Raw genomic sequence first — 22,831 nt, forward strand, 5'->3', positions numbered from 1 at the left:
CTCTGTGCACATTTGAGGAGTTAAAAAAGAGAATTGAAGATTACATCGATTACTATAATAACAAGCGTATAAAGCAAAAATTGGAGGGCATGAGTCCGATACAATACCGTATTCATACCCACCAATTGGCTGCTTAAAATAAAACTCTAACTTTCGGGGGTCACATCAGAACCGTCCCTCTGGAGTTTACTTCATTAGTTTCTCATAAAAACTTAATCTTTGCTGTGCATTCTCTTTTATGATAATATCCACACCGCTGTCTACGAAGGGTTCGACATTTTCTCCCTTGATCACTTTCATGGCGGTTTCAACGCTTAAATAGCCCATATCATAAGGGTTTTGGGCCATCGTACCAGGAAGGGTTCCGTCTGCAATTAATTCCAGCATTTCGTTCAGACCATCTGGCCCAATGACAGGTATTAAGAGCCCGTCTTCCTCTAACTCCTTGGCAACTGGTAACGCAATCGTGTCATGTGAGGTCACCACACCCTTAATATCAGGATGGTCACGCAAAACCCTCGAGACGGCCTTATGAACTGCTTTGGGATCATCCGCTATTCCTGTTTTGGTATAAGCGATTTCAATTCCTGCATTTTGTAATGAAAGGGCAGCACCTTCGATACGCTCCTTAAACACCGAGAAAGATATATCACCACCGATAATCGCAGCCTTATCGCCTGGCTGCAGCTGGGAGGCTAAGAAGGCTCCTGCTTTTTTACCTAAGTCATTATTATCGGTTCCAATATAAGCTGTTTTGTTTTTGATGGCAAGGTCTGTATCTACTAGTAAAATGGGAATATCCGTGAATGTTTCCAATGTCGGCCCGACAGATGAGCTGTACGGAGCCGTTATAATCACATCGGGCTTTTCTTTGTACGTCTTCGTTAATAATTCTACTTGTTTTTGTGGTATTGCTTCACTTGGTACTATTACTTTGCCATCAATCCCAAAGTCTTTAAACCCTTTCTCCATACCAGCCTTCATAATATTCCAATATTTTGAGTCTGCTGCTTTCAACACAACGACTACAGTGGGCTTTTTATCAGCAAAAGTTACGGATATAAATCCTAGAACGATCATAGAAATGACCGCACCAATAATCGGGAACATTTTTCCTTTCTTTAACACGGCATTCTCCCCCCTTTCTTCTGTGTTAAAGAATGACTAAGCGGTGGTTAAGCTGGGAATGAGCTGAAATCGAACAGAGAAAGTGGTCCCTTCATCACCCGTTTCAATTTCAATTTGGGCGTCATGCCGTTTGGCTACACTGTAACAAATGGCTAACCCCAAACCTGTTCCTGTTTCCTTTGTGGTAAAGAAAGGTGTCCCTAATTTTGATAATACCTCTGGGTTGATTCCCTTGCCTTCATCTTTTATTTGCAGAACCACTGTTTCTTTGTGATTATATGTTTTAATCGTCAAATTTCCATTAGAAGTCATGGCATCTAAACCATTTAAAGCAATATTTAAAATGAGCTGGCGAATTTCTTTTTCGTCCAAGGAGATGTCTGGACATTCTCCTAAGTCAAGCATAAGCTGTTTATTCGAACGAAACGCTTCCGCTTGAATTAAAGGAGATAAAGCTTCAATAATGGTGTTTAAGTTTTGCATCTTTTTGACACTGATTTTATTTTTTGCAAGATTCAAAAATTCTGTGATAATCGAGTTTGCCCTGTTCAATTCCTCTAGCATTAAATCGATGAAATCAGTAGATAAATTGTCAATTCTATTCCTTGATAATTGTAAAAATCCTTGAACCGTTGTCATCGGGTTTCTGATCTCATGGGCAATACCTGCTGCCATTTCGCCGATTAAATTTAATCGGTCCAGCCGGTACATTTCATTCTCGAGGTGGACCCTTTCTGTAATATCATTTAATACGACGAGCGTACATGGTTCAGAATCGATATCAATCATCTCCGTGGATAATAACCCTGAGCGGACTTCCTCGTCTTTCGTCTCATACCTGATTTTCTTGTTTCGGATCTTCTTATTAAAATCAATAGACTTCCCCGTTATTTCATCAATAAAATTCTTACACTTAATTTTTTGATGGATCAACTCGTTGCTGCTATAACCGGTGAAACTTGTCCAGCTGGCATTGATGTCGAGGAATGTGAGATCCTTCTGTGATAAGATTGCCTTTAATAAGGGGCTGGAATCAAAGATTTTTCGAAACCTATGCTGGGAACGGAACAAATGGTCGGCCATTTTTTTTCGTTCTTCAATTTCCTTTTGCAATTTTTCGTTTGACTTGGTTAGCTCAAGCGTCCGCTCTTTGACGATATGTTCTAGATTATGAAATTGCTGTTTTTTCACTTCTTCGATTTGCTTTCTTTCCGTTACATCACGTACGGTACAAACAAAAATCTGTTCATCCTCAATGATGGTTGATGCAATTAACAGATCCGCGAAGAAGCAGCTTTTATCCTTTCGACAAGCCACCACTTCAATAATCTTTCCTACCGATTGTCTAATCGTAGAAAGAAATGTGGATAGGTCACCGAACACTTCAGCCTCCCATTTAGGAAAAAGATTGAGAACATGTTTTTCCACTACTTCCTTTGCCTGGTAGCCAAACATGCTAGTGATGGCCGGATTCACGGAAAGTATCGAACCCTGATTATCAAACGTGATAATGGTATCGGTTATCGTTTCACTTATGGCTTTTGATAAGGCCTCTGTCCGACGTAAATTTAGAGTGGTTCTATCCAGCCTTTTATTGACTTTATTCAGCTCAAGCAAATGTCCGAGATCCGTTTGAATAATCGTTTCTTGATGATTTTGATGGATTTTGACAAACTGTTCAATTTTCTTTTTTAATGTTTCCGGCTGAAAGGGTTTAAAAATATAATCTATCGCACCTACGGAGTAGCCTTGATGAACATGTTCCATTTCTTGACTAATCGCTGTAATAAAAATAATCGGGATATTTTTTGTTTTTTCTCTCGCCTTAATAAGCTTAGCCGTATCAAAGCCATTAAGACCTGGCATTTGAACGTCTAGTAAAATGACCGCAAAATCATATTGAAGCATACATTTTAACGCTTCTTTTCCAGAATGTGCGCTAATAAGATTGTAGTTTGGTGAAGTGAGCACTGCCTCTAACGCCAGAAGGTTTTCTGGATGGTCATCCACCATTAAAATATTCACCTTTTGAGAAGGTGTATTATTTAACTTTTCGATAGAGCCTTTCGGGTCCATCAAATTCTCCGTAACAGTCTTCATAACGTGTAAATTGTACCCCCTCTCTTTTTCCTAAACCAAGAAAACCTGAAGTGCTTAGGCTTTCATATAGTAATTGATGAACATGATTTTGAAGGTTCTTATTAAAATAGATAAGTACATTTCGGCATATTATCATATCAAACTCGTTAAAAGAATGATCGGATACTACATTATGCTGGGCAAAAATCATATTTTTCTGAAGAAACGGGTGGAAACAAACCTTATCGTCAATAGCTTTATAATATTCAGAAAAGGCCCGTTTCCCTCCTCCTTCAATATAGTTTTTGGTATAGAGCTTCATCTCTTCCAACGGGAAGGTACCCTGTTTTGCTTTTTCAAGAATATTCTTATTTATATCGGTTGCATAGATTCTTGTTTTATCGTAGATCCCTTCTTCATGCAGGAGGATTGCCATTGAATACACTTCCTCACCTGAAGAACATCCAACATGCCATATTTTAATCAAAGGATAATCCTTTAGTAAAGGGATCACCTTAGTCCGGATACTCTTAAAAAAGGACGGATCCCGAAACATCTCTGTCACATTGATGGAAAAGTCGGATAGTAACCTTGCCATCACACTAGGTTCACGAAGGATTTTTTCCTGCAGCGCGGATATACTTGATAGTCTTTCAATCTGAACGCGATGGTTGATCCTCCTTTGGATAAAAGGTAAGGCATAGTTTCTAAAATCATACCCATAATAGCGAAACATAGCCTCAAGTAATAAATCCATTTCAATCTTCTCGATTTCTTGTGCCTGAAGTAGATTACTAGATTCATGGCGTTTTTCCTGCGCGATTTTCTAGCCCTCCTTCGTAAACAGCCAAACTTGCATTAACGAGAACAACTGTTCTAGGTTAATTGGCTTACTAATATAATCGGTAGCTCCTGCTTCCAGGCATTCTTCTCTGCTGTGTTTCATCGCCTTAGCTGTAAGGGCGATGATTGGTATGGTTGCAAATTTGCTTATCTTACGAATATGCTGGATGGCTTCAAACCCATCCATTTCCGGCATCATAATATCCATTAAAATCAGGTCTGTATTCGGATGCTCTTTTAAAACTTCCAATGCTTCCCTGCCGTTTTCGGCAACTAAGATATCCATATCATGATTTTCGAGCGCAATCGTTAAGGCATATACATTACGGATATCATCATCGACGATAAGAATTTTCTTGTTTTTTAGTATCGATTTCCCATGTTTGAGCATTGGCTCTTCTTTTAAAACATGCTCATTGCTGTTCACTAAATAGTTCGCTTCCACACTGACCGCTGCTTCCGCTCGAGCTGTAGAGATATTTATGATTTTTGTATTCATATGACGGTTCGGCAAATATAACGTAAATGTGCTGCCATTCCTAATTTCACTTGATACTTCTATAAACCCGCCCAATAGATGAGCAAGTTCCCTGCAAATCGAAAGACCTAATCCCGTACCGCCATATTTCCTGCTGGTCGTCCCATCTGCTTGTTTGAAAGCATCAAAAATGGTTTCTTGTTTATCTTTCTCAATTCCAATACCTGTATCGATCACAGAAAAAGCGAACATTCGTTCAAGTCGTTGTTCTTCTCCTCTAATCCCGGTGATGTTTTTCATCACACTGCGGATTTGTAAGGAAACACTGCCGCTTTCCGTAAATTTAAACGCATTGGCAAGTAGGTTTTTTAGGATTTGCTGCAGTCGTTGTTCATCCGTAAAGAACGTCATTGGCAATGCTTTGTCCAATTCAATTGAAAAATGAACTCTCTTCTGATTTGCAATCGGCGAGAATTGACGATAGATAAAATCTCTCAACTGATTCATTTCTACTTCTTTTGATATCACATCTAGTTTACCAGACTCTACTTTTGCCAAATCTAAAATATCATTGATTAAATTCAATAAATCATTTCCGGACGAGTAAATGGTTTTAATGTATTCCTGCTGTTTATTTGTCAGATTCCCTTCTCCATTTTCAGTGAGGATTTGTGCTAGAATGAGCAAACTATTTAGAGGCGTTCTTAGCTCATGTGACATATTTGCTAGAAACTCAGATTTATATTTAGAACTAAGCTCCAGCTGCTGTGCTTTTTCTTCCAGTGCCGCACTGACTTCTTGTATTTCAACGTTCTGTTGTTTAGATGCTTCATACTGTTCTTCTAGTTTTTCATTCGTCGTCCTTAACTCCTCTTGCTGCATTTGGAGTTCCTCTGATTGAGCTTGCAGTTCTTCTGTCAGGGCTTGAGATTCTTGCAATAATTGTTCTACCTTCATGTGGTTGATAATACTATTAATCTTAATACCTAAATTGTTATTTACTTCTTCAAGCAGCTTAATATGTAATGGGGTTAACGTCTCAAAAGAAGCAATCTCCATAACAGCAAGTACTTGGTCTTCAAATAATACGGGTAAAATGATAATGGTTATAGGAGAGGCTTCTCCTAGACCTGATCCGATTTTTAGATATTCTTCAGGAACCTGGTTTATATGGATGGGACGCTTTAACAGTGCACATTGCCCAATTAATCCCTCTCCTAAACGAAATTGCTTTCGTTCTTGCTCCCCGCCTAAAGAGGCGTAAGAAGACATTCTTGTTAAATACTGGTCACTTTTTGTAACCTCTTTTAAATAGAAGACGCCGTAGCTCGCTCCTATCATAGGTACTAGCTTTGTGATGAGCATACCAGCCAGTCCCTGCACATTTTCTACTTCCGGATACAGTGTTGCAATTTCAGCAATATTTGTATTCAGCCAGCTCAGCTCTTCGGCTTCTTCTTTTAATTGCTTCTCTATCTTATTATGTTTCTCAAGTGCTTTTGCCATTTTATTAAAGGCCACAGCGATTTCACTCAGTTCTCCTTTTGTGGTAATCTCGATACGCGGTAATGTATCAAAATCACTGGCCGCTGCCTGTTTCATTACGTCCGTTACCTTGTTAAGGTTGTTGCTGGTGCTTTTTATGATCCATATCGCAAAACTTATACCGATGATTAAGCCGATAACTAGGTAGATATAAATATTTTCAACTGCCCAATTATAAGTATCTTTTGAACGTACCAGTTCATTCTTCATTCCTTGCTCTTGAATGCCATGAAGCAGTTCTGCCATTTGAGCCATCCGCTGACTGAATAGTTCAATATCAGCCAAAAAAGCAGGAGTTAGTTCAGCGTCAGGATTGATTTTTCTTTCCATTAACGCTTGTTGACCCATATTTCGATAAGATTCATGTAAGATTTTAAGTTTACCTAAGAGTTCCTGCGATTTTTCTTGAGTGTCTTTTTTCTCCAGTGCGTCGATTGCAACTTGTAAATTTGAATTGGAATTTTCCCATGCATTTAACAAGTCTGAATTGACTGCATTTCCGCCATCTTTCAAAATGGTATTCAATACGCCTGATATGATTGAAGTTTCTTCTTTAATGGTAGAAGCAATTTCAATTCTCTCATTAATATCACTAATCACGACGTTCATTTTAACTGTCGATTGTTCAAGCATGTTCATTAAGATCATGACGATAATCGTAATGAACAAAAGTAATGACCCTATGCTCGTATAGAGCTTCGTTCGAAATCTCATAAAGCCTCCCACTAGTAGAATTATATTGTTCCATTCCTAAATTACATATACTAGTAAAAATTTTCTCATTTTTAATCATACTTTATAATCCTTACCATCGTCCATATGATATTTAAACCTTGGGGACGGTTCTAATGGTTTTTTTGAACCGTGTGAATCGTACTAGTACCATCGGAACCGTCCCTCTAGCGTTTCTAAAACAAAAAATACTCACAAAACGTAATTTGTGAGCAAAAAAATTCTTATTTGGACTCTTTTCTATTTGCTATTGCATGTTCACTTAGAATATGGGACAACTTCTCTTTTGTTTCTTCTGAAGTAATGATACAGCTAATCGGGAAGAGATTTGTCTTAATTTTCAATTCATATCCGTTGTTGACCTCATTTGAATAGCCATAAAATTTATGGGATGCATCAATGGGGATAAAATCCTAATGGTTTTTTTGAACCGTGTGAATCGTACTAGTACCATCGGAACCGTCCCTCTAGCGTTTAGAATTTTGGCTAACTTCCCTTGTCGATGTTCCTATATCATTGTCTCTCTCTTACAAAAAGAGCCAATATCATTAGCAAATGGCAATTACTATTTCAATGCGATACAAATATTTTTCGCTTCTGTGAAAAATTCCATGCTGTGATGGCCGCCTTCACGTCCGACACCGCTCTTTTTAAAGCCGCCGAATGGAGCACGGAGATCACGAACGAACCAGCAGTTCACCCAAATCGTACCGGCACGAACAGAATGTGAAATCCGGTGAGCACGCTGGAGATTCTCTGTCCAAACGACGCCGTTCAACCCATATTCTGTATCATTGGCAATGCGAAGGGCCTCTTCTTCGGTATCAAATGGAATAATGGTCACGATTGGGCCAAAGATTTCTTCTTGGCAAATACGAGACTTTGGATTTTCTTGAAGATAAACAGTAGGCTCTAAATAGTAGCCATCTTGTAAATACTCCGGTAAAGCCGGGCGTTTTCCACCACAAATTAACGTGGCATTTTCTTCTTTGGCAATCTCTAGATAACTGGTGACCTTCTTATAATGCTCTTCACTCACCACTGGTCCCATTTTGGTTTCCACATTTTGTGGATCGCCGACTTTTAGTTCCGTTGCAGCTTTCTTAAATCTTTCAAGGAACTCATCTAAGATCGTGCGTTGCACTAAGATTCTTGACCCTGCAAGACAGACTTGACCGGAATTCATGAACGCTGCATGAATCGATACAGGAATCGCTTTATCAAGATTGGCATCTTCGAATACAATATTCGCCGCTTTTCCGCCTAATTCAAAAGAAACCTTCTTTAATGTGTCGGCACCGCTTTTCATAATTCTCTTTCCTGTATCCGTCGAGCCCGTGAAGGAAACAAGATCTACTTCAGGATGGGTAGTCAAAGCCGTTCCAACCACTCCGCCTAGGCCATGAACCACATTGACTACACCATCTGGAATTCCTGCTTCCTTTGCAATTTCTCCAAGAAGTGAAACAGAAAGCGGAGTCATTTCAGCTGGTTTAATAACAGCTGTGTTTCCCGCCGCAAGACAAGGTCCAAGTTTCCAAGTAGTCAGCATAAACGGAACATTCCAAGGAGTAATGAGTGCAGCTACTCCCACTGGTTCGTACAGAGTATAGTTTAAATACTCTTCGCCCATTGGATATACCTCTCCGCCTTGCTGCTCCATGAAGTCGGCAAAGAATTTGATATTGTTGGCAGCGCGTGGAACCTCATGGTGGACCGTTGAATGATAGGGTTTTCCGACATCGGTCGCATCTAAGCGAGCAATTTCTTCTTTTCGCTCAAGGATGATTTCAGACATACGACGAAGCTTTGCACAGCGCTCCGCTACTGTCATCGTTCTCCACGGACCATTTTCAAAAGCGTCCCGTGCAATACGGCAAGCACGATCCACATCTTCTTGTGAGGCTTCACTGACTTTCGCAATGATCTCTTGTGTCGCAGGATTTTTCACTTCAAAAGTAGCACCATCGCTTGCTTTTACATATTCCCCGTTTATATAAAGACCTACTTCTCTAACTCCAGTCTGAACGTTTGTCATTTTGAAACCTCATTTCTCTTTTTAACTGATTCTCCAGCAATACCCCAATGTTCAGGTTCTAGTTCATTTATCATCACACGCACACTTTGAATGGGAGCATCTAACACATCTGATACCAAGTCAGAAACTTCTCTTATTAATCGTTCCTTTTTTTCAGGTGTTCTGCCTTTAAGAATATTAATCTGAATAAATGGCATAAAAACCTCTCCCTTCACCTTGAAGTTTATTCCGTGAATACCGCTTCAACACAGCCTAGTCCGTCAAAGCCAGCGGTGAAATGGTCACCCGCTTCAATTTTAATCGCCGCGGATAAGGAGCCGCTTAACACGACTTCTCCTGGTTGAATACTCTGACCCACCTTGTACAACCGATTGGCTAACCAAGCAATCGCTCTCGCCGGATGCCCCATCACCGCTGCACCGGCACCTGTCGCCACGACTTCTCCGTTTTGTCTAAATACCATTCCCATCAATTTTAAATCGAAATCTTTCGGCGAACAGAATCTTTCACCAATAATAAAGCGGGAAGAAGATGAGTTATCTGCCACCGCATCTGCTAAGGTAAAGCTGAATCCATGGAAGCGGCTGTCAATGATTTCAACAGCAGGTGCAATATATTCCGTTGCATGAAGTACATCCGCTACTGTTACATGCGGACCTTTCAATTCTTTACTAAAAATAAAGGCAATTTCCGGCTCCAGCTTAGCGTGGATGAAAGGTGCAAGTGAAATCTTTTCCCCTTCAAACATCTGCATGCTTTCAAGCAAAACCCCGTAAGATGGCTCGTGTACACCCATCATCTCTTGTTTCGCTTTACTCGTTAGTCCGAGTTTCCAGCCAATCCTTTTTGTGCTCTCTTCTAAGCATCTCATTTCGATTAAGCGTTCTTGTATTTGATAAGCTAAGGCTTCATCCAGTTCAGGATAGGCGTCCACAAACTTACCTACTGCCCTTTTTTGTTTTTCTGCCTCGAAAAGTTCATAAGCAATTTGATCGATTACATCTGTTTTAATCATGTTATCACCCAGTTTCTTTTGATTTCCCATCGATCTGTGCGGGTGCAAGCCCCGCGCCGATCCAGATTTCATTTTATTCTTTAAAAGACACACTGACTGAACCAATATGGGCAAACTCCGCCGTAAACGTATCATTTTCCTTTACTTCAATCGCACTTGTTAAAGCACCTGAAAGAATGACTTCCCCTGATTTTAACGAGATATCGTACTTACCTAATGAATTGGCCAGCCAAGCGACCGAACGAAGTGGATTTCCAAGGACTGCTGCCCCTGCTCCTGAATCGATCATTTCTCCGTTTCGATAAGCGACCATCCCGATATGAGTGAGATCTAAGCCATCAAGCTTTGTCGGTTTCCCGCCAATAATCGCAGAAGCAGAGGAGCCGTTGTCTGCAACTGTATCTTCAAACTTGATCTTCCAATCTTCAATCCGGCTATCAATCACCTCAATGGCCGGAACGATATAATCTGTAGCCTCGATGACATCCAGGATGGAAACATTCGGACCTTTTAAATCCTTTTTTAAAATAAAGGCAATCTCAAATTCTACTTTCGGTTGAATAAATTGTCCTAGTGAAATCGCTTGGCCTTCAAAAACCATCATATCTGCTAATAAATGACCGTAATCAGGCTGATTGACACCAAACATGTTTTGAATCGCTTTGCTTGTTGCGCCAATTTTTTTCCCCACAATGATTCCGCCATTTGCAACTTTTCTCCGGATAATCTCTAACTGGGTGTGATACGCTTCATCGACGGTAATCCCTGGATAGGAAACCGTTAACGGCTTGATCACCTGCTTTGTTTCCTCTGCTTCCAATAAACGAGTGGCAGCTTCTTGAATGATCGACACACCTGTCTCCTCCTAACCCTGGAACTATACTGTAATCCCTTTTTTCTCCGCTAGTTCAACCGCTACATCTAAAATCCAATCCTCTTGGCCAGCAACCGTTTGCCTTTTACCAAGCTCTTCCATAATTTCGGATACGCCGACACCAAACTTTTCCGCAGCGTGTTTTACGTGTAATAAAAAGCTGTTATATACTCCGGCATAGCCGCTTGATAAGTTGCCGCGATCAATTACGATAGGAGTCTGGATGAGCGGAGCTACCTTTTCCTCTGCAGCATCCATTAATATTGCTAGATTGATTCCGGTTTCGATGTTCATTTTATTAAGGACCGCAACAAGAACTTCGGTTGGTGCATTTCCAGCTCCCGCCCCCAGTCCTCTTAACGTTCCGTCAATTTGATCGGCACCCGCTTCCAGTGCCGTTATGGTATTGCCAATCGCCAAGCCAAGGTTATTATGAGCGTGGAAACCAACTTGAATGGACAACGCTTCTTTTAAAGCAGACACTCTTTTGCGAACGCCGCTTTGAACAAGGGCACCTGCTGAATCAACAACATAAACGCAATCGGCACCATACGATTCCATCAGCTTTGCCTGCTCCACAAGCACACTGGCAGACTGCGTATGAGACATCATGAGGAAACCAACTGTTTCAAGTCCTAATTCTTTCGCTAAGCGGAAGTACTGCTCGGTCACATCTGCTTCCGTACAATGAACGGCGATCCGGAGCACCGAAATACCGAGTTCGGCCGCTTCTCTTAACTCCTTGCTCGTCCCGATCCCCGGAACGAATAAAGAAGCAATTTTAGCTTGTTTCGCAGTTTCAACGGCTACTTTAATCAAGTCATATTCAGAATGAATAGAGAACCCTTGCTGAATCGTCGAGCCGTTTAATCCAGAACCATGGCTCACTTCAATAACTGGCACACCTGCTTCATCTAAATCTTTTACAATCACCCGTACCTGTTCAGGTGTATAACTATGGCTAACCGCATGATCGCCATCTCTTAGTGTTGTATCTGTCAGTCTAGGAATCTTCATCGTGTTACCTCCTTAACTCCAAGAAAATGTGCGGCATAGACATCTCCGACTCGGTAGGCGGAGGCCGTCATGATATCCAAATTACCGGCATAGGTAGGGAAGAAATCTCCCGCTCCAATTACTTCATTCATGATGACCACAGTTGGCAAGCGGCCCCATGGAGTTTCACGATAATCTACAAATGGCGTACCTTTTAAACGATAGCCTGGAACATAGCTAGAAATCTCAGCTGCAATCGATTGAACCGACTCAATGACCGCTGCCTCATCGAATTCTTCTTTAATGACTGCATAGACGGAATTTGTCATATTAATAGGCGGCTGCGCTGGATTGAAAACAGGTATGGCTCGTGCGATTTTCGCTCCGCCAATTTGCTGAACCGCATTTGCCGTTGTACGAACAAACTCATCGACATTTTGTCTTGTTCCCGGTCCAATCGATAGACTGGCCGCTGTCGCAATGACCTCTGCATAATGAACAGGTACCACACGATTGACGGCGTGAACCAGTGGTGTCGTCGCCTGGCCGCCGCAAGAAATCAAGTTAACATTCATTGCTTCAAGATGGTCATGTAAATTAACGGTTGGCACGACAAACGGTCCAACTGCTGCCGGAGTCATGTCTACGGCTAGTTTCCCTTGTTCTCGTAGTGCTTGCGCATTCAACTTATGGGCTTTTGCGCTTGTTGCATCAAACACAATCTTAATCTCTGGATCTTCTAGAATCGCATCAATTCCATGATGGCTAACTGCAATTCCCTTTTCCTTTGCTCTCGCTAGTCCTTCAGAATTGGGGTCAATCCCTGATACTAAGGCTAACTCCATGTTTCCATCATTTTTTAAAATTTTATACATCAAGTCTGTCCCAATATTTCCAGATCCTAAAATCGCTGCTTTTACTTTCGTCAAGACCCTGCACCTCGCTTTCTAGTAATTAATGAATTAAGGTTTTACAACTTCTTTTACACCTGCTTCACTAGCTGATAGTGGTGTTCCTTGCGTCCACCAGGATACTGGGAATTCTGTTCCAATCCAAGTATCACCGTTACCCGGAACGTCTTTCATATCCCAAATTACTGGTTTCCAGGCTGGATCACTAATGATATAGCCTGCATCTCCGAACAATTCAATGCGGTTGCCGCCTGGTTCAATCACATACATACAGAATGCTTGGGAAACTCCATGCTTATTAGGTGGAACTTCAATCTTAAAATCATGATCTTTAAGCAGATCAGCCACGTCATAAAGGTTTTGCGGAATGCCGTACCAGTAGCAAAGATGGTGCAGTTTTCCTTTCACGCCATTTGGCTCTTGCATATAGGCAATTTCATGAACAAGATTGGATACGCTGATCCAGCTTCCAAGCACATGTCCGTTATCTTGAATTTGCTCTCTTAAACGGAAGCCAAGATGGTCGATTAAATAGTCCGTGTCGGCTCCAGGATTGGAAGTCATAAGATTGATATGATCTAAGCGGCGAACCGGCACCCCACGATCTGGACGTTTGGATGGACGATTTAATAGTTTTGAGCGCTGCTGCTCTGAAAGATTGTAATATTCGACGTCCCAAAGAATTTCCATTAAATGACCATCAGGAGTAGTAAATTGATACGCTTTTCCATGACCGATATCTCCGTCAATCCAGCCTTTGCCTAATCCTGTCTTTTCAATTTCTTCTACTCGGCGCTGTAGTGCCTGCGGAGATGTTGCCCGCCAAGCAACATGACCAACCCCTGCTTCTTTTGATTCAGTGATTTTTAACGTATTATGGTAAAAATCTTCATATGCACGAAGATAAACGGAACCTCCTGATCGAGCGGTTACTTCCATTCCTAGAAATCTTGTAAAAAATTCAACAGATTGTTCTAGTTTTGGAGAAAGAATTTCTACGTGTGCGAGTTGTGCTACATCAAAAATTGGTTCTTTAAAAATAGTCATGTCCGTTCCTCCCAAAATTTCATACTGTAAAAGGTAAGATTCCCTCATAGCCCCACTAAAGAGGAGCTTAAATAGACTGGTCTTGAAACCTCATCGTGAACAAACCCTTTAGGCAATCGTTTCTTCCAAGAAAGTCGAACACTTTCCCATTCATAAAAAGGGAACCCTTGCCCTTGGAGTAAAGTAAGCCTTCCGTCATGAACGACCGCGATTTGCGTGGTCGTCTCCTGGTGAAGGTTTACGGTGACTTCATACCAGCCTGAAGCAGGCATCAAATAATAAGGATGGAGTACTACCTCTGCATGTTTTTTACGGAATACAATCCTGCCCTCAATTTGATAATCATTCCCTAGATATGAAGCGATCTTTTCCATTTCACCAGCCAATACCAGATTTCGAATGAGCGTAGAACTGATTTTTTCGCCATCCCACTCTATTTTATCCACCTTGATTCCTTCAATTTTTCCATCTGAATCGCTTTTCATGGTATCCATATTGCCTTCTCCCCGGTGTCCATATGTAAAGTCAAAACCCGCTGCCACCTGTTTTGCTCCAAAGTCCAGAAGATAGGTTTGAACAAATTCCCTTGGAGACAATCCAGCAAATTCCTTAGTAAACTGAATCAAATAAAAATAATCTGCTCCTAACTCTTCAAAGATCCTGCGTTTATCGTTCATTGGCATGAGATAAGGGATGATTTTTTTCCCATTTGATAAGACCTCTTTCGGATGAGGGAAAAAACTCATAATTACCAAAGGGAGTTCTTGTTCTTCCGCAGCCTTTTTTGCCTCTTTTATCACCTGTTGATGGCCTAAATGAACTCCGTCAAAAAAACCTAGAGCCGCCACACATGGCTTTGTTGGTAAAAGAGTTTGTTCGCGGTTGTTGCTTGTCACATGAATGAATTCCAAGATATCTCCCTCCATTGTTCACAATATATTTATCCCTTTATGCCCTTCTTCCGTAAGCAAAATTCCCCTATCATTCTATTAAGACTTCACGACTTCCTCTGTTTTCACAGGTGCGAGCGGTGTTCCCTGCGTCCACCATGATTGTGGGAATTCGGTTCCAATCCATGTGTCACCATTGCCAGGAACGTCCTTCATATCCCAAACCACCGGCTTCCATGCTGGGTCCGTGATGATATATCCTGCATCTCCGAATAATTCAATGCGGTTTCCGCCTGGTTCAATCACATACATACAGAACGCTTGGCTGACTCCATGCTTGTTCGGTGGAACTTCAATTTTAATACCATGGTCTTTCAGCAAATCTGCCACATCATAAAGATTTTGAGGAATTCCATACCAGTAGCAAAGATGATGCAGCTTTCCTTTTACTCCGTTAGGCTCTTGCATATAAGCAATTTCATGAACAAGATTGGAAACACTAATCCAGCTCCCTAGCACATGGCCATTATCTTGGATTTGCTCTCTTAATCTAAAACCGAGCGTATCGAGCATAAAGTCTGTATCAGCTCCTGGATTCGAGGTCATGAGATTGATATGATCTAAACGGCGAACCGGCACGCCGCGGTCTGGGCGTTTGGATGGTCGATTTAATAGTTTTGATCTTTGGCCTTCTTCCACATGGTAATACTCAACGTCCCAAAGAATTTCCATTAAATGACCATCAGGATTAGTAAATTGGTAGGCCCTTCCATGTCCGGTATTTCCATCAATCCAGCCTTTGCCGAATCCTGTCTTTTCAATTTCCGCTACACGACGCTCTAGCGCTTGCGGGGAAGCGGCACGCCAAGCCACATGGCCGACACCCGCTTGTTCCGATTCTGTAATGATTAACGTATTGTGATAGAAATCCTCATAAGCACGAAGGTAAACGGATTTTTCAGAACGAGCGGTTACCTCCATTCCTAGAAATCTTGTAAAAAATTCAACAGATTTTTCAAGCTTCGGAGAAAGAATCTCCACGTGAGCAAGCTGTGCTACATCAAAAATCGGTTCCTGGTATGAAGTCATGGTAATCCTCCTATTAAATATATTGGTTAAAATAGACTACTTATTAATGAGACTCACTTCAGACGTTAAGGAGCGATATTGGACATTAAAGAACATGAGCGGCTCTTACTCTGCTTTATGATTTGATAACCACTTCTTTTTCTGCTGCCTCTGCCCATGTTTTGTTAGTCCAGCCCTTAAGGTCATAATCGCTTAATGCAGAATCGACGAATGCTTTTTGCTGATCGGCAGCACCTGTTTCCTCAAAATGGAATAATGCTTCCATATTTATGTTTTCATGGTTTCCACCATAGTTGACTTCATATAGTTCATGACGGCCGCCAAACTCTGTACCGATCGTATCCCAAACCATTTTTAATAATTTTACGCGCTCTTCCGCGCCAATTCCTGTACCGCGGTAATAGGTGTCCAAATAAGGTTTTAAATCTTCATTGAGGAAATCTTTTGAACTTGAAGGCAATTGAATTAACCCGCCAGCTACGACTTGCTCAAAAATATTTTTCACCTTCACCCAAGCCAATGGAGCTAACGCGCGATAAGCGGAACTGGAGTAAGAGTTTGGAATCACTAAGCCATTGGGCCCTTTTTCAGGATCCGTTGCCATTGCGGTGGAAAGGCCCCAGAACATATTTCGTAATGCAACGACTTCGCCAATTTTTGTCTGAACCCCACGGAAATCTTTCGTTCCTGCTCCTTCAGTTGCTTTTAATAGCAGCCCCGTCATAAAATCTAATTTTACGGCGAGACGTGTACAGCCATGGAAGGTATAGCGCGGAATGAAACCGCTTACTTTTGCAAAATTATTCGACACCTCAATATTTCGATATGCCAACACATTTTCCCAAGGGATGAATACGTTATCGAGGACAATCACTGCGTCATTTTCGTCAAAGCGGCTGGATAACGGATAATCAAAAGGAGTCCCGTTCTTGGCAGCATGTAGTTCGTACGATTGGCGGCTAATCATGCTAAGGCCTTCCGCATTCATAGGAACAAAGAAGATCAGTGCATGACTATCATCGCCGCCGCCTAAATCTTTCGGTCCATAGTTCGCAACAAAGTTATAATGAGTTAATGCTGAAGCTGTTCCTACCATTTTGGCACCGCTTACAATAATGCCGTCATCACGCTCCGCAACCGCACGAACAAAGACATCTTTATTCTCGTGTAATGGTTTTGAACGATCGACCTGCGGATTAATAATCGTATGATTAATGAATGGTACTTCCTTTGTTGATTTTTTGTACCATGCTTTCGCATTGTCTTCGAAACCTTTATAAAAATGACCAAACGCATTTAGGTGACCAGTAAAAGAAGCTTTATAATCCGGGGTACGTCCCATAAATCCATAGCTTAGCTTTGCCCAATGAGCAATGGCATCTCTTGCCTCTAACAAATCCTGAGCGCTAGTAGGAGTTTTGAAATATTTATGTGTTCTGTCGCCAAATTCGCTTGTGGTTGTTAAGATATCACGTGTCGCTGGATCATGAAGAGCATCGTACATTCTTGCATAGGAACGAGCAGCATTCCGATAAGCGGGATGTGTTGTGACATCTTTAATTTTTTCTCCGTTTAAATAAACTGCCCTGCCGTCATTGAGACTTTCCAAATATTCTTTACCTGTGTACATTTCTTCAACTCCATTCTTAAAATCTTACTATTTTTATAGTGACTGATCTGTTCATCACTAGTTTTATGATAATTTATCTGAAAATTCTTAACAATGACACAAGATGACAGAAAACTTAGTAAATACTGCTACTTCGTGTCAGTTACGCAAAAAAAAGCCAGACCCCCCTAATTGATTTTCTGCGGGAAGTCTAGCAAATTTTTAGCTGATAGGCTTTTATGTTTTTTAAATCCTTGATTTCTTGCTTCAGAATCAATCCATTTACTCTGCTTGAATTTTTTTGATTCTTTCATGCTCAACAATTTTCAATGCTTTTAAAGCCATCATCAACTGAAATTGTCTTTGAGGATCTCGTAAGTCACGATCAAGAAGGTCGGTAATTTTGTTGAGGCGATAACGAAGTCCACTTTTAGAGAGTGCGAGGGATTCCGCTGTTTGATCCAAGTTTCCGCCTTGCTCAAGAAAATGGTAGAGTGTTTCAATCAACTCTAGCTTATTCTTATCGAGATTCTCGTACAGAACACCAAGTTGTTCTCGGATCATTTTCTTTATGGCTGGTTCATTTTGGTCATTGATTAAGATTCCAAGCACGCCTAAATCACTAAAAAAGGAAATCGGTTCATCCCTGGAAGAAAGGCGCACTGCGGAACAAGCTTCTTCCATTGCAGCTCCTGCTTCAAGGATGTTATTGTTTTGTGAGCTTATTCCTGCAAAGAATAGAGCATTTTTTATTTGCTTCTTTAAAAATAATACTAAAGTCCGAATCGTTTTCTCCAAGGTTTGCTGACGGACTTGTTTCTCGGTAATCAGGAGAAGTAATGTGTCAGGCCGCTGACCGATTAACACATTGAGGTTTTCTTCTTCTCGTAGGTAAGCAGACACCGTTTCAAATGTTTTTTTATGAAGCGTGAATTCCTTTTCATCACATGAATTTAAAAACTTGTAGTTCAATGCCACAATATGATAGTGATCGGATAAATCTAACTGGATAAAATCCGCTTTCCTCATGATTTCTTGCTTCGTATATTTCCCACTAATTATTTCTTCAAGAAAATGACCTTTCACTTGTTCCATCGATTCTACTTCTGTTTTTTCCTTTAAAAACAAAAGCGAGCAAATTGACGCTAAGCGATCAACAATCATCGAGTCAATCTCATAATTCGGGGTTCTCTCTCTTTCGTATAGAAAAAAACAATACCCTACAATCTTGCCTAAGAGATAAATCGGAGTCTTTAGACTTATCCCCTCTTCAAATGAAAAAATACTGACCTTGGAATGGAATTGTTTTTTATCTGGAATCTCAGAAAATGTATCTCTAATAGATTCAATTTTTTCTAGGTTAATGCCTTTATAGGCTATAACATTTTTACGACTATCCTCCACAACTATGGGCAGGTGATTTTGCTTATGTAAAATATCGAGAATCGATTCGATGCTATTGCCTTCGATTAGTTTATTGGTCATCTCATTATACGTTTTCGACACAAGTGCGAGATTATTTCTTTCCAGCATAAGCTTTTCGTTTGTTTGCTCCAGTTCCTTTAAAATCGGCAGTTCTTTACTATAAGAAAAGAATTCCTCCGCCTCTTCCTTCCATTCCGAAACAAGACGCCCTTCCCAAACACAACACGGGGCCCCTTGTCCCTGACATTGCAATTCTTTGAAAAAGACGTCTACTCCAACTACACCGGAAATATATCCCGTGGCATAACCAGTCAACGTATAACAAACAGGCCCTTGGCTAATCCCAAAATTTTGAAGATGTTGTTCCGCTTCATAAGAATTTTCCCAAACTCCTTTAAAGCGAAACGATTTAATTTCGTTTCCCTCTACTTCAAAGTCTTTTTCGGTGATGCGGGATTTCGTATGCCCTTTTAAGGCATGAATAATCGGACCATATTCGATTTTTTCAAGTAAACTCAAGGTATCTCTTTTAGCCACCTCTTGTGCATCTTCAACTCCCAATTGATAGCCATACTTAAAAAAAAAGGTTTTCATCCGATTAATACCAATATTCTCAATTAAATCTCGCTGCATCGCTCCGAATGCCCTGGTCGAAACAAAAACAGATCTTTCATTGTTTGCAAACCATAACTCATTCTCTTGGCGAACATGTAATAAGTCATTTAGTTTTAGCGTTTTCATTCCATTGCTCCCTTTTTTCTAATTTAGTTAAGAACAAAGTAAATCTTACCTACGAGTGAATGTAAGAATGAAAATTGACTTATGCTATTTCTGGAGATTAATAGTTTCTATTATACTCAAGGATTCATTATACGAAAAGGCTTTCACGTACAAGCAATACACTTCAGTATGTAAATTGGATAATGTCTTTTAAATATACTTAAATGCAGTTTACATAATATAATTATTAGCATTCACTAATGAATAAAAAAACGCTCCTTACAATGTGCAGGAACGTTGTTTTTATTGATTTAGCATAATGTATTTGCTTTGAACCCAATTTAATCATAACCATACGTCACTTAACCAAAAGAAACCTCAACTTTTCCTAACTGACTAAACTCAGCTGTAAGGACATCTCCCTTTTGAGCTGCAACAGCTGCAGATAGGGCCCCAGATAAAATGATTTCCCCAGCTTTTAACGTCACATCATATTCTGCTAGCTTATTTGCCAGCCATGCAACACATGTTGCGGGATGACCTAACACATCAGCCCCTGTCCCTTTATTCATGAACTCACCATTTTTATAAAGACTCATTTCGATTTTCGTTAAATCCATTCCATTTGGATCGAACCTTTGAGATCCTAATGTGAAAAGTCCACAAGAAGCATTATCTGCAACTGTATCCTCTAATTTAATCTTCCAATCGGTAATGCGGCTGTCAACAATTTCTATAGAAGGAATAATATATTCTGTTGCTTGTAGGACATCTTCTACTGTAACAGCTGGCCCTATTAAATCCTTTTTCAACACAAAAGCAAGCTCACCCTCTACCTTAGGGTTAAAAAGGGTTTCCATTGGAATGGTGCCACCATTTGGAATATCCATACTATCCAATAAATGACCGTAATCAGGCTGATCCACTCCTAATAGCTTCTGCATCGCAAACGAAGTTAGCCCGATTTTCTTCCCCACTACTTTTTGTCCGTCCTTAACCTTCTGATCAATACTTTTTATTTGAACTCGGTAAGCATCTTGAATCGTGATATCAGGATACAAATCCGTAAGTGGGGCGACAGACTTTTTGTTTTTTTCTGCTTGAAGTAAATGCTGATAGGCTTCAAGCACTCGATTCGTTTGTTGAATATTCATAAAAAATCTCCCCCGTTTGATCCTTTTCAGTCCTCATCCGCCGATCCCAGACGATGGTCAAGTTTCCTTCAAGCCATGATGGAACTTGATTTTTACTCGTAATCATTACGCTTTTCTCGTTTACAACCACTTCGGTCTGCAAAGAGTTCCACTTATTTTTCAAGGTAACTTCATAGCGCCCAGGAGCAGGGAGTGTATAATTCGAATAGGGTGTTAAAACCAATCCAGCACATACACAATTTAATTCGTAAGAGTGCCCGATAAGATAGGGCAGCTCCTCGACATTCCCGTCTAATAGTTGTTGTCTGATACGAGTCGAACTGATTTTTTCTCCTTTGTACTCCACCTTGTCGACCGTAGTTATATCAATCATATCTCTGGAATCTTGTTTCAATGTTTTCATATTCCCTGCTCCGCGGCTGCCATACGAAAAGTCAAATCCTGCTACTGCATGAATAACACCCAGTTTGATAAGGTATTCCTTAACAAATGCTTGAGGTGACAACCCTGCAAAGTCTTTATCGAACTCCACAAGGTAAATGGTATCAACACCTAGTTCACAAAGCCTTTTTTCTTTTTCGGACTGCGGCATTAAATAGTGAAAACACGCCTTCCCAGAGGTGACTGTTTTCGGGTGAGGAAAGAAACTCATGACTGAAAGTGGTACGTTTCTTTCCTTTGCTTCCTGCAATCCGGATTGAATCACTTTTACATGCCCACGATGGAGACCGTCAAAACATCCAAGTGCCATAACATTTGAGCTTGCTAGATCCTGATAAGCAGCCAAATTCCCCTTATTTAAATAGATGGTTTCCATACAGTCTCCTTTCATGTTCCGATAATGAAGTCAGTTTATACTTCTGCCAATGCACGATATTTTCCGTTAAAGAAAACAAGAGGTTCCTTTTCTTCAAGATGAATATCGGTTACTTTTCCAATAAACAACGTATGATCTCCTTCAACATGCTCCGCGGATACTTCGCAAGCCACCTGTGCACATGCGCCTGCTAACACTGGCTTGCCATCTAGACGATCAAAAACAACTTCACGTGGTTCCTTGATTTGTCCTGCAAAAATCATCGAAAGCTCTTGTTGATCAGCGGCCAAAATATTCACGGTAAAGATCTTGCTTTCCTTGATTTTATTTAAAATTTTTGCCCTTTCTCCAATTGAAATCACCACAAGCTTAGGATCAAGGGATACAGACATGAAGGCATTTGCCGTCATACCATGTGTATCTCCATCAAGTTCTGTGGTAATAACGGTTACCCCTGTTGCGAATTTCCCCATTGCCGTTCGAAATTGACGATCATCCATTCTATGAACCTCCCAAGATTATTTTAATAATAGTAGATATATAGACCACTTTGCATGTGGAATTATGATATTCATCATTTAATAAATCTTAAAATATTCTCCACGAACGGCTCGGTTTTTTCGATTTGTGTCCAATGCCCGCACTCATTAAATACGTGTAGTTCTGCATGCGGAAGCAATTCAATTAAACGGTAGCTTGTATCTTTAATCGGAATAACTCTGTCATTCAAGCCATGGAATAATAGTGTTTGGACATTAATGCTTTGAATTTGTTCATCACTTAACGCCAATTCGTCTAGTTTTTGTTGGCGAGGCTCTGGGAACATGGCCGAAAATGCCTCTTTCACCTCAGGCTCCATACTAGCTTCATAGCGAAGACGGACTAATTCTTCATTCTTCGCTGCTTTTTCATCGTAAGAGAATAATTCAATCAATTCTCGCATTGATTGCAAACTTGGCTCATACCCCCAAACACGTTCTAACCCTTCTGAAATTTGGTGCTTGATGCCGACACTGCCCATTAAAATTAATTTTTTCACCAGGTCCGGTCTTTGATAGGCAACATGGAGTGCTAATGCGCCGCCCATGGAGTTTCCGACTAAGTGAACAGGCTCATCAGACACGGATTCAATAAAGCTAATTAAATGTTGTACCCATAATGCAACGGTATATTGATGATCGGGGAGTTTATCTGTTTTACCAAAACCAATAATATCTGGTGCAAATACTTGGTAAGATTCACTTAAGCGCGGGATAATTAAACGCCAGTTTGCGAATGCAGATACACCTGGTCCTGAGCCATGTATTAATATAATTTTTTCTGCTCCTGTGCCTTCCTCATGATAGTGTGTATTTATACCATTAACTTCCATATATTTTGAGGTAATTGTCATTGCGCAATACTCCTTCCATTTTTAAAAAGAAGATAGAGGAAACTATTA

At 40.6% G+C, this 22,831-nt stretch carries 20 protein-coding genes; 1 reads left to right on the forward strand and 19 read right to left on the reverse strand.

Features of this window, described 5'->3' with window-relative positions; all coding sequences use genetic code 11:
• A partial coding sequence (locus ACIQAA_RS13820; protein WP_402620991.1) for an IS3 family transposase occupies nucleotides 1-137 on the forward strand: 137 nt, incomplete at its 5' end.
• Nucleotides 138-186: 49 nt separating this feature from the next.
• Here the strand turns inward: ACIQAA_RS13820 and ACIQAA_RS13825 are convergent.
• The 19 genes from ACIQAA_RS13825 to ACIQAA_RS13915 form a co-directional block, all read right to left on the reverse strand.
• Nucleotides 187-1,128, reverse strand: a complete 942-nt coding sequence (locus ACIQAA_RS13825; protein ID WP_402620296.1) for a sugar ABC transporter substrate-binding protein — start codon at nucleotides 1,126-1,128, stop codon at nucleotides 187-189.
• Nucleotides 1,129-1,164: 36 nt separating this feature from the next.
• Nucleotides 1,165-3,228: a PAS domain S-box protein gene (locus ACIQAA_RS13830; protein WP_402620299.1), complete on the reverse strand. Its 2,064-nt coding sequence runs from the start codon at nucleotides 3,226-3,228 to the stop codon at nucleotides 1,165-1,167.
• Entirely contained in the window at nucleotides 3,170-3,964 is a 795-nt protein-coding gene (locus ACIQAA_RS13835; RefSeq protein ID WP_402620302.1) for a CheR family methyltransferase, read from the reverse strand. The genes ACIQAA_RS13830 and ACIQAA_RS13835 overlap by 59 nt, the downstream gene beginning before the upstream one ends.
• A gap of 69 nt (nucleotides 3,965-4,033) precedes the next feature.
• On the reverse strand, nucleotides 4,034-6,787 hold the full coding sequence (locus ACIQAA_RS13840) for a response regulator (protein ID WP_402620305.1): 2,754 nt from the start codon (nucleotides 6,785-6,787) through the stop codon (nucleotides 4,034-4,036).
• A 583-nt stretch (nucleotides 6,788-7,370) separates the two neighbouring features.
• Nucleotides 7,371-8,843 (reverse strand): aldehyde dehydrogenase, encoded by a 1,473-nt coding sequence (locus tag ACIQAA_RS13845; RefSeq protein WP_402620308.1) that lies wholly within the window; start codon nucleotides 8,841-8,843, stop codon nucleotides 7,371-7,373.
• The gene (locus ACIQAA_RS13850; protein WP_402620311.1) at nucleotides 8,840-9,040 is read right to left on the reverse strand and encodes a 2-hydroxymuconate tautomerase; all 201 of its coding nucleotides are present in this window, start codon (nucleotides 9,038-9,040) and stop codon (nucleotides 8,840-8,842) included. The genes ACIQAA_RS13845 and ACIQAA_RS13850 overlap by 4 nt, the downstream gene beginning before the upstream one ends.
• A 26-nt stretch (nucleotides 9,041-9,066) precedes the next feature.
• A complete protein-coding gene (locus ACIQAA_RS13855; protein WP_402620314.1) occupies nucleotides 9,067-9,858 on the reverse strand; it encodes a 2-keto-4-pentenoate hydratase in 792 nt (263 codons plus the stop codon).
• A gap of 73 nt (nucleotides 9,859-9,931) precedes the next feature.
• On the reverse strand, nucleotides 9,932-10,711 hold the full coding sequence (locus ACIQAA_RS13860) for a 2-keto-4-pentenoate hydratase (RefSeq protein WP_402620317.1): 780 nt from the start codon (nucleotides 10,709-10,711) through the stop codon (nucleotides 9,932-9,934).
• Between the two features lie 24 nt (nucleotides 10,712-10,735).
• Nucleotides 10,736-11,749 (reverse strand): 4-hydroxy-2-oxovalerate aldolase, encoded by a 1,014-nt coding sequence (dmpG, locus tag ACIQAA_RS13865; RefSeq protein WP_402620319.1) that lies wholly within the window; start codon nucleotides 11,747-11,749, stop codon nucleotides 10,736-10,738.
• Nucleotides 11,746-12,657 (reverse strand): acetaldehyde dehydrogenase (acetylating), encoded by a 912-nt coding sequence (locus ACIQAA_RS13870; RefSeq protein ID WP_402620322.1) that lies wholly within the window; start codon nucleotides 12,655-12,657, stop codon nucleotides 11,746-11,748. Before ACIQAA_RS13870 ends, dmpG begins: the two co-directional genes overlap by 4 nt.
• Before the next feature lie 33 nt (nucleotides 12,658-12,690).
• Nucleotides 12,691-13,686 carry a catechol 2,3-dioxygenase gene (locus tag ACIQAA_RS13875; RefSeq protein ID WP_402620325.1) on the reverse strand — a complete coding sequence of 332 codons (996 nt, stop codon included), beginning with the start codon at nucleotides 13,684-13,686 and terminating at the stop codon, nucleotides 12,691-12,693.
• Between the two features lie 44 nt (nucleotides 13,687-13,730).
• Nucleotides 13,731-14,597, reverse strand: a complete 867-nt coding sequence (locus ACIQAA_RS13880; RefSeq protein ID WP_402620328.1) for an adenylyltransferase/cytidyltransferase family protein — start codon at nucleotides 14,595-14,597, stop codon at nucleotides 13,731-13,733.
• Nucleotides 14,598-14,675: 78 nt separating this feature from the next.
• Nucleotides 14,676-15,665, reverse strand: coding sequence for a catechol 2,3-dioxygenase (locus ACIQAA_RS13885; RefSeq protein ID WP_402620330.1), 990 nt, complete (start codon nucleotides 15,663-15,665; stop codon nucleotides 14,676-14,678).
• Nucleotides 15,666-15,780: 115 nt separating this feature from the next.
• Nucleotides 15,781-17,295, reverse strand: coding sequence for a 4-hydroxyphenylacetate 3-hydroxylase family protein (locus ACIQAA_RS13890; protein WP_402620333.1), 1,515 nt, complete (start codon nucleotides 17,293-17,295; stop codon nucleotides 15,781-15,783).
• 261 nt (nucleotides 17,296-17,556) lie between these two features.
• On the reverse strand, nucleotides 17,557-19,440 hold the full coding sequence (locus tag ACIQAA_RS13895) for a helix-turn-helix domain-containing protein (RefSeq protein ID WP_402620335.1): 1,884 nt from the start codon (nucleotides 19,438-19,440) through the stop codon (nucleotides 17,557-17,559).
• A 341-nt stretch (nucleotides 19,441-19,781) separates the two neighbouring features.
• A complete protein-coding gene (locus ACIQAA_RS13900) occupies nucleotides 19,782-20,573 on the reverse strand; it encodes a 2-keto-4-pentenoate hydratase (protein WP_402620338.1) in 792 nt (263 codons plus the stop codon).
• Nucleotides 20,542-21,390: an FAD synthetase family protein gene (locus tag ACIQAA_RS13905; protein WP_402620341.1), complete on the reverse strand. Its 849-nt coding sequence runs from the start codon at nucleotides 21,388-21,390 to the stop codon at nucleotides 20,542-20,544. The genes ACIQAA_RS13900 and ACIQAA_RS13905 overlap by 32 nt, the downstream gene beginning before the upstream one ends.
• A gap of 35 nt (nucleotides 21,391-21,425) precedes the next feature.
• On the reverse strand, nucleotides 21,426-21,890 hold the full coding sequence (locus ACIQAA_RS13910) for a flavin reductase family protein (RefSeq protein WP_402620344.1): 465 nt from the start codon (nucleotides 21,888-21,890) through the stop codon (nucleotides 21,426-21,428).
• Nucleotides 21,891-21,964: 74 nt separating this feature from the next.
• A complete protein-coding gene (locus ACIQAA_RS13915) occupies nucleotides 21,965-22,783 on the reverse strand; it encodes an alpha/beta fold hydrolase (protein ID WP_402620346.1) in 819 nt (272 codons plus the stop codon).
• Nucleotides 22,784-22,831: the final 48 nt, after the last annotated feature.

This window comes from Neobacillus sp. NPDC093182 (genome assembly GCF_044754045.1).

Bases quoted from the DNA above. Each gene is read 5' to 3' on its own strand.
- ACIQAA_RS13830 (WP_402620299.1), bottom strand. From the start codon at position 3,228: ATGAAGACTGTTACGGAGAATTTGATGGACCCGAAAGGCTCTATCGAA.
- ACIQAA_RS13835 (WP_402620302.1), bottom strand. From the start codon at position 3,964: ATGGATTTATTACTTGAGGCTATGTTTCGCTATTATGGGTATGATTTT.
- ACIQAA_RS13840 (WP_402620305.1), bottom strand. From the start codon at position 6,787: ATGAGATTTCGAACGAAGCTCTATACGAGCATAGGGTCATTACTTTTG.
- ACIQAA_RS13845 (WP_402620308.1), bottom strand. From the start codon at position 8,843: ATGACAAACGTTCAGACTGGAGTTAGAGAAGTAGGTCTTTATATAAAC.
- ACIQAA_RS13850 (WP_402620311.1), bottom strand. From the start codon at position 9,040: ATGCCATTTATTCAGATTAATATTCTTAAAGGCAGAACACCTGAAAAA.
- ACIQAA_RS13855 (WP_402620314.1), bottom strand. From the start codon at position 9,858: ATGATTAAAACAGATGTAATCGATCAAATTGCTTATGAACTTTTCGAG.
- dmpG (WP_402620319.1), bottom strand. From the start codon at position 11,749: ATGAAGATTCCTAGACTGACAGATACAACACTAAGAGATGGCGATCAT.
- ACIQAA_RS13875 (WP_402620325.1), bottom strand. From the start codon at position 13,686: ATGACTATTTTTAAAGAACCAATTTTTGATGTAGCACAACTCGCACAC.
- ACIQAA_RS13885 (WP_402620330.1), bottom strand. From the start codon at position 15,665: ATGACTTCATACCAGGAACCGATTTTTGATGTAGCACAGCTTGCTCAC.
- ACIQAA_RS13890 (WP_402620333.1), bottom strand. From the start codon at position 17,295: ATGTACACAGGTAAAGAATATTTGGAAAGTCTCAATGACGGCAGGGCA.
- ACIQAA_RS13895 (WP_402620335.1), bottom strand. From the start codon at position 19,440: ATGAAAACGCTAAAACTAAATGACTTATTACATGTTCGCCAAGAGAAT.
- ACIQAA_RS13900 (WP_402620338.1), bottom strand. From the start codon at position 20,573: ATGAATATTCAACAAACGAATCGAGTGCTTGAAGCCTATCAGCATTTA.
- ACIQAA_RS13905 (WP_402620341.1), bottom strand. From the start codon at position 21,390: ATGGAAACCATCTATTTAAATAAGGGGAATTTGGCTGCTTATCAGGAT.
- ACIQAA_RS13910 (WP_402620344.1), bottom strand. From the start codon at position 21,890: ATGGATGATCGTCAATTTCGAACGGCAATGGGGAAATTCGCAACAGGG.
- ACIQAA_RS13915 (WP_402620346.1), bottom strand. From the start codon at position 22,783: ATGACAATTACCTCAAAATATATGGAAGTTAATGGTATAAATACACAC.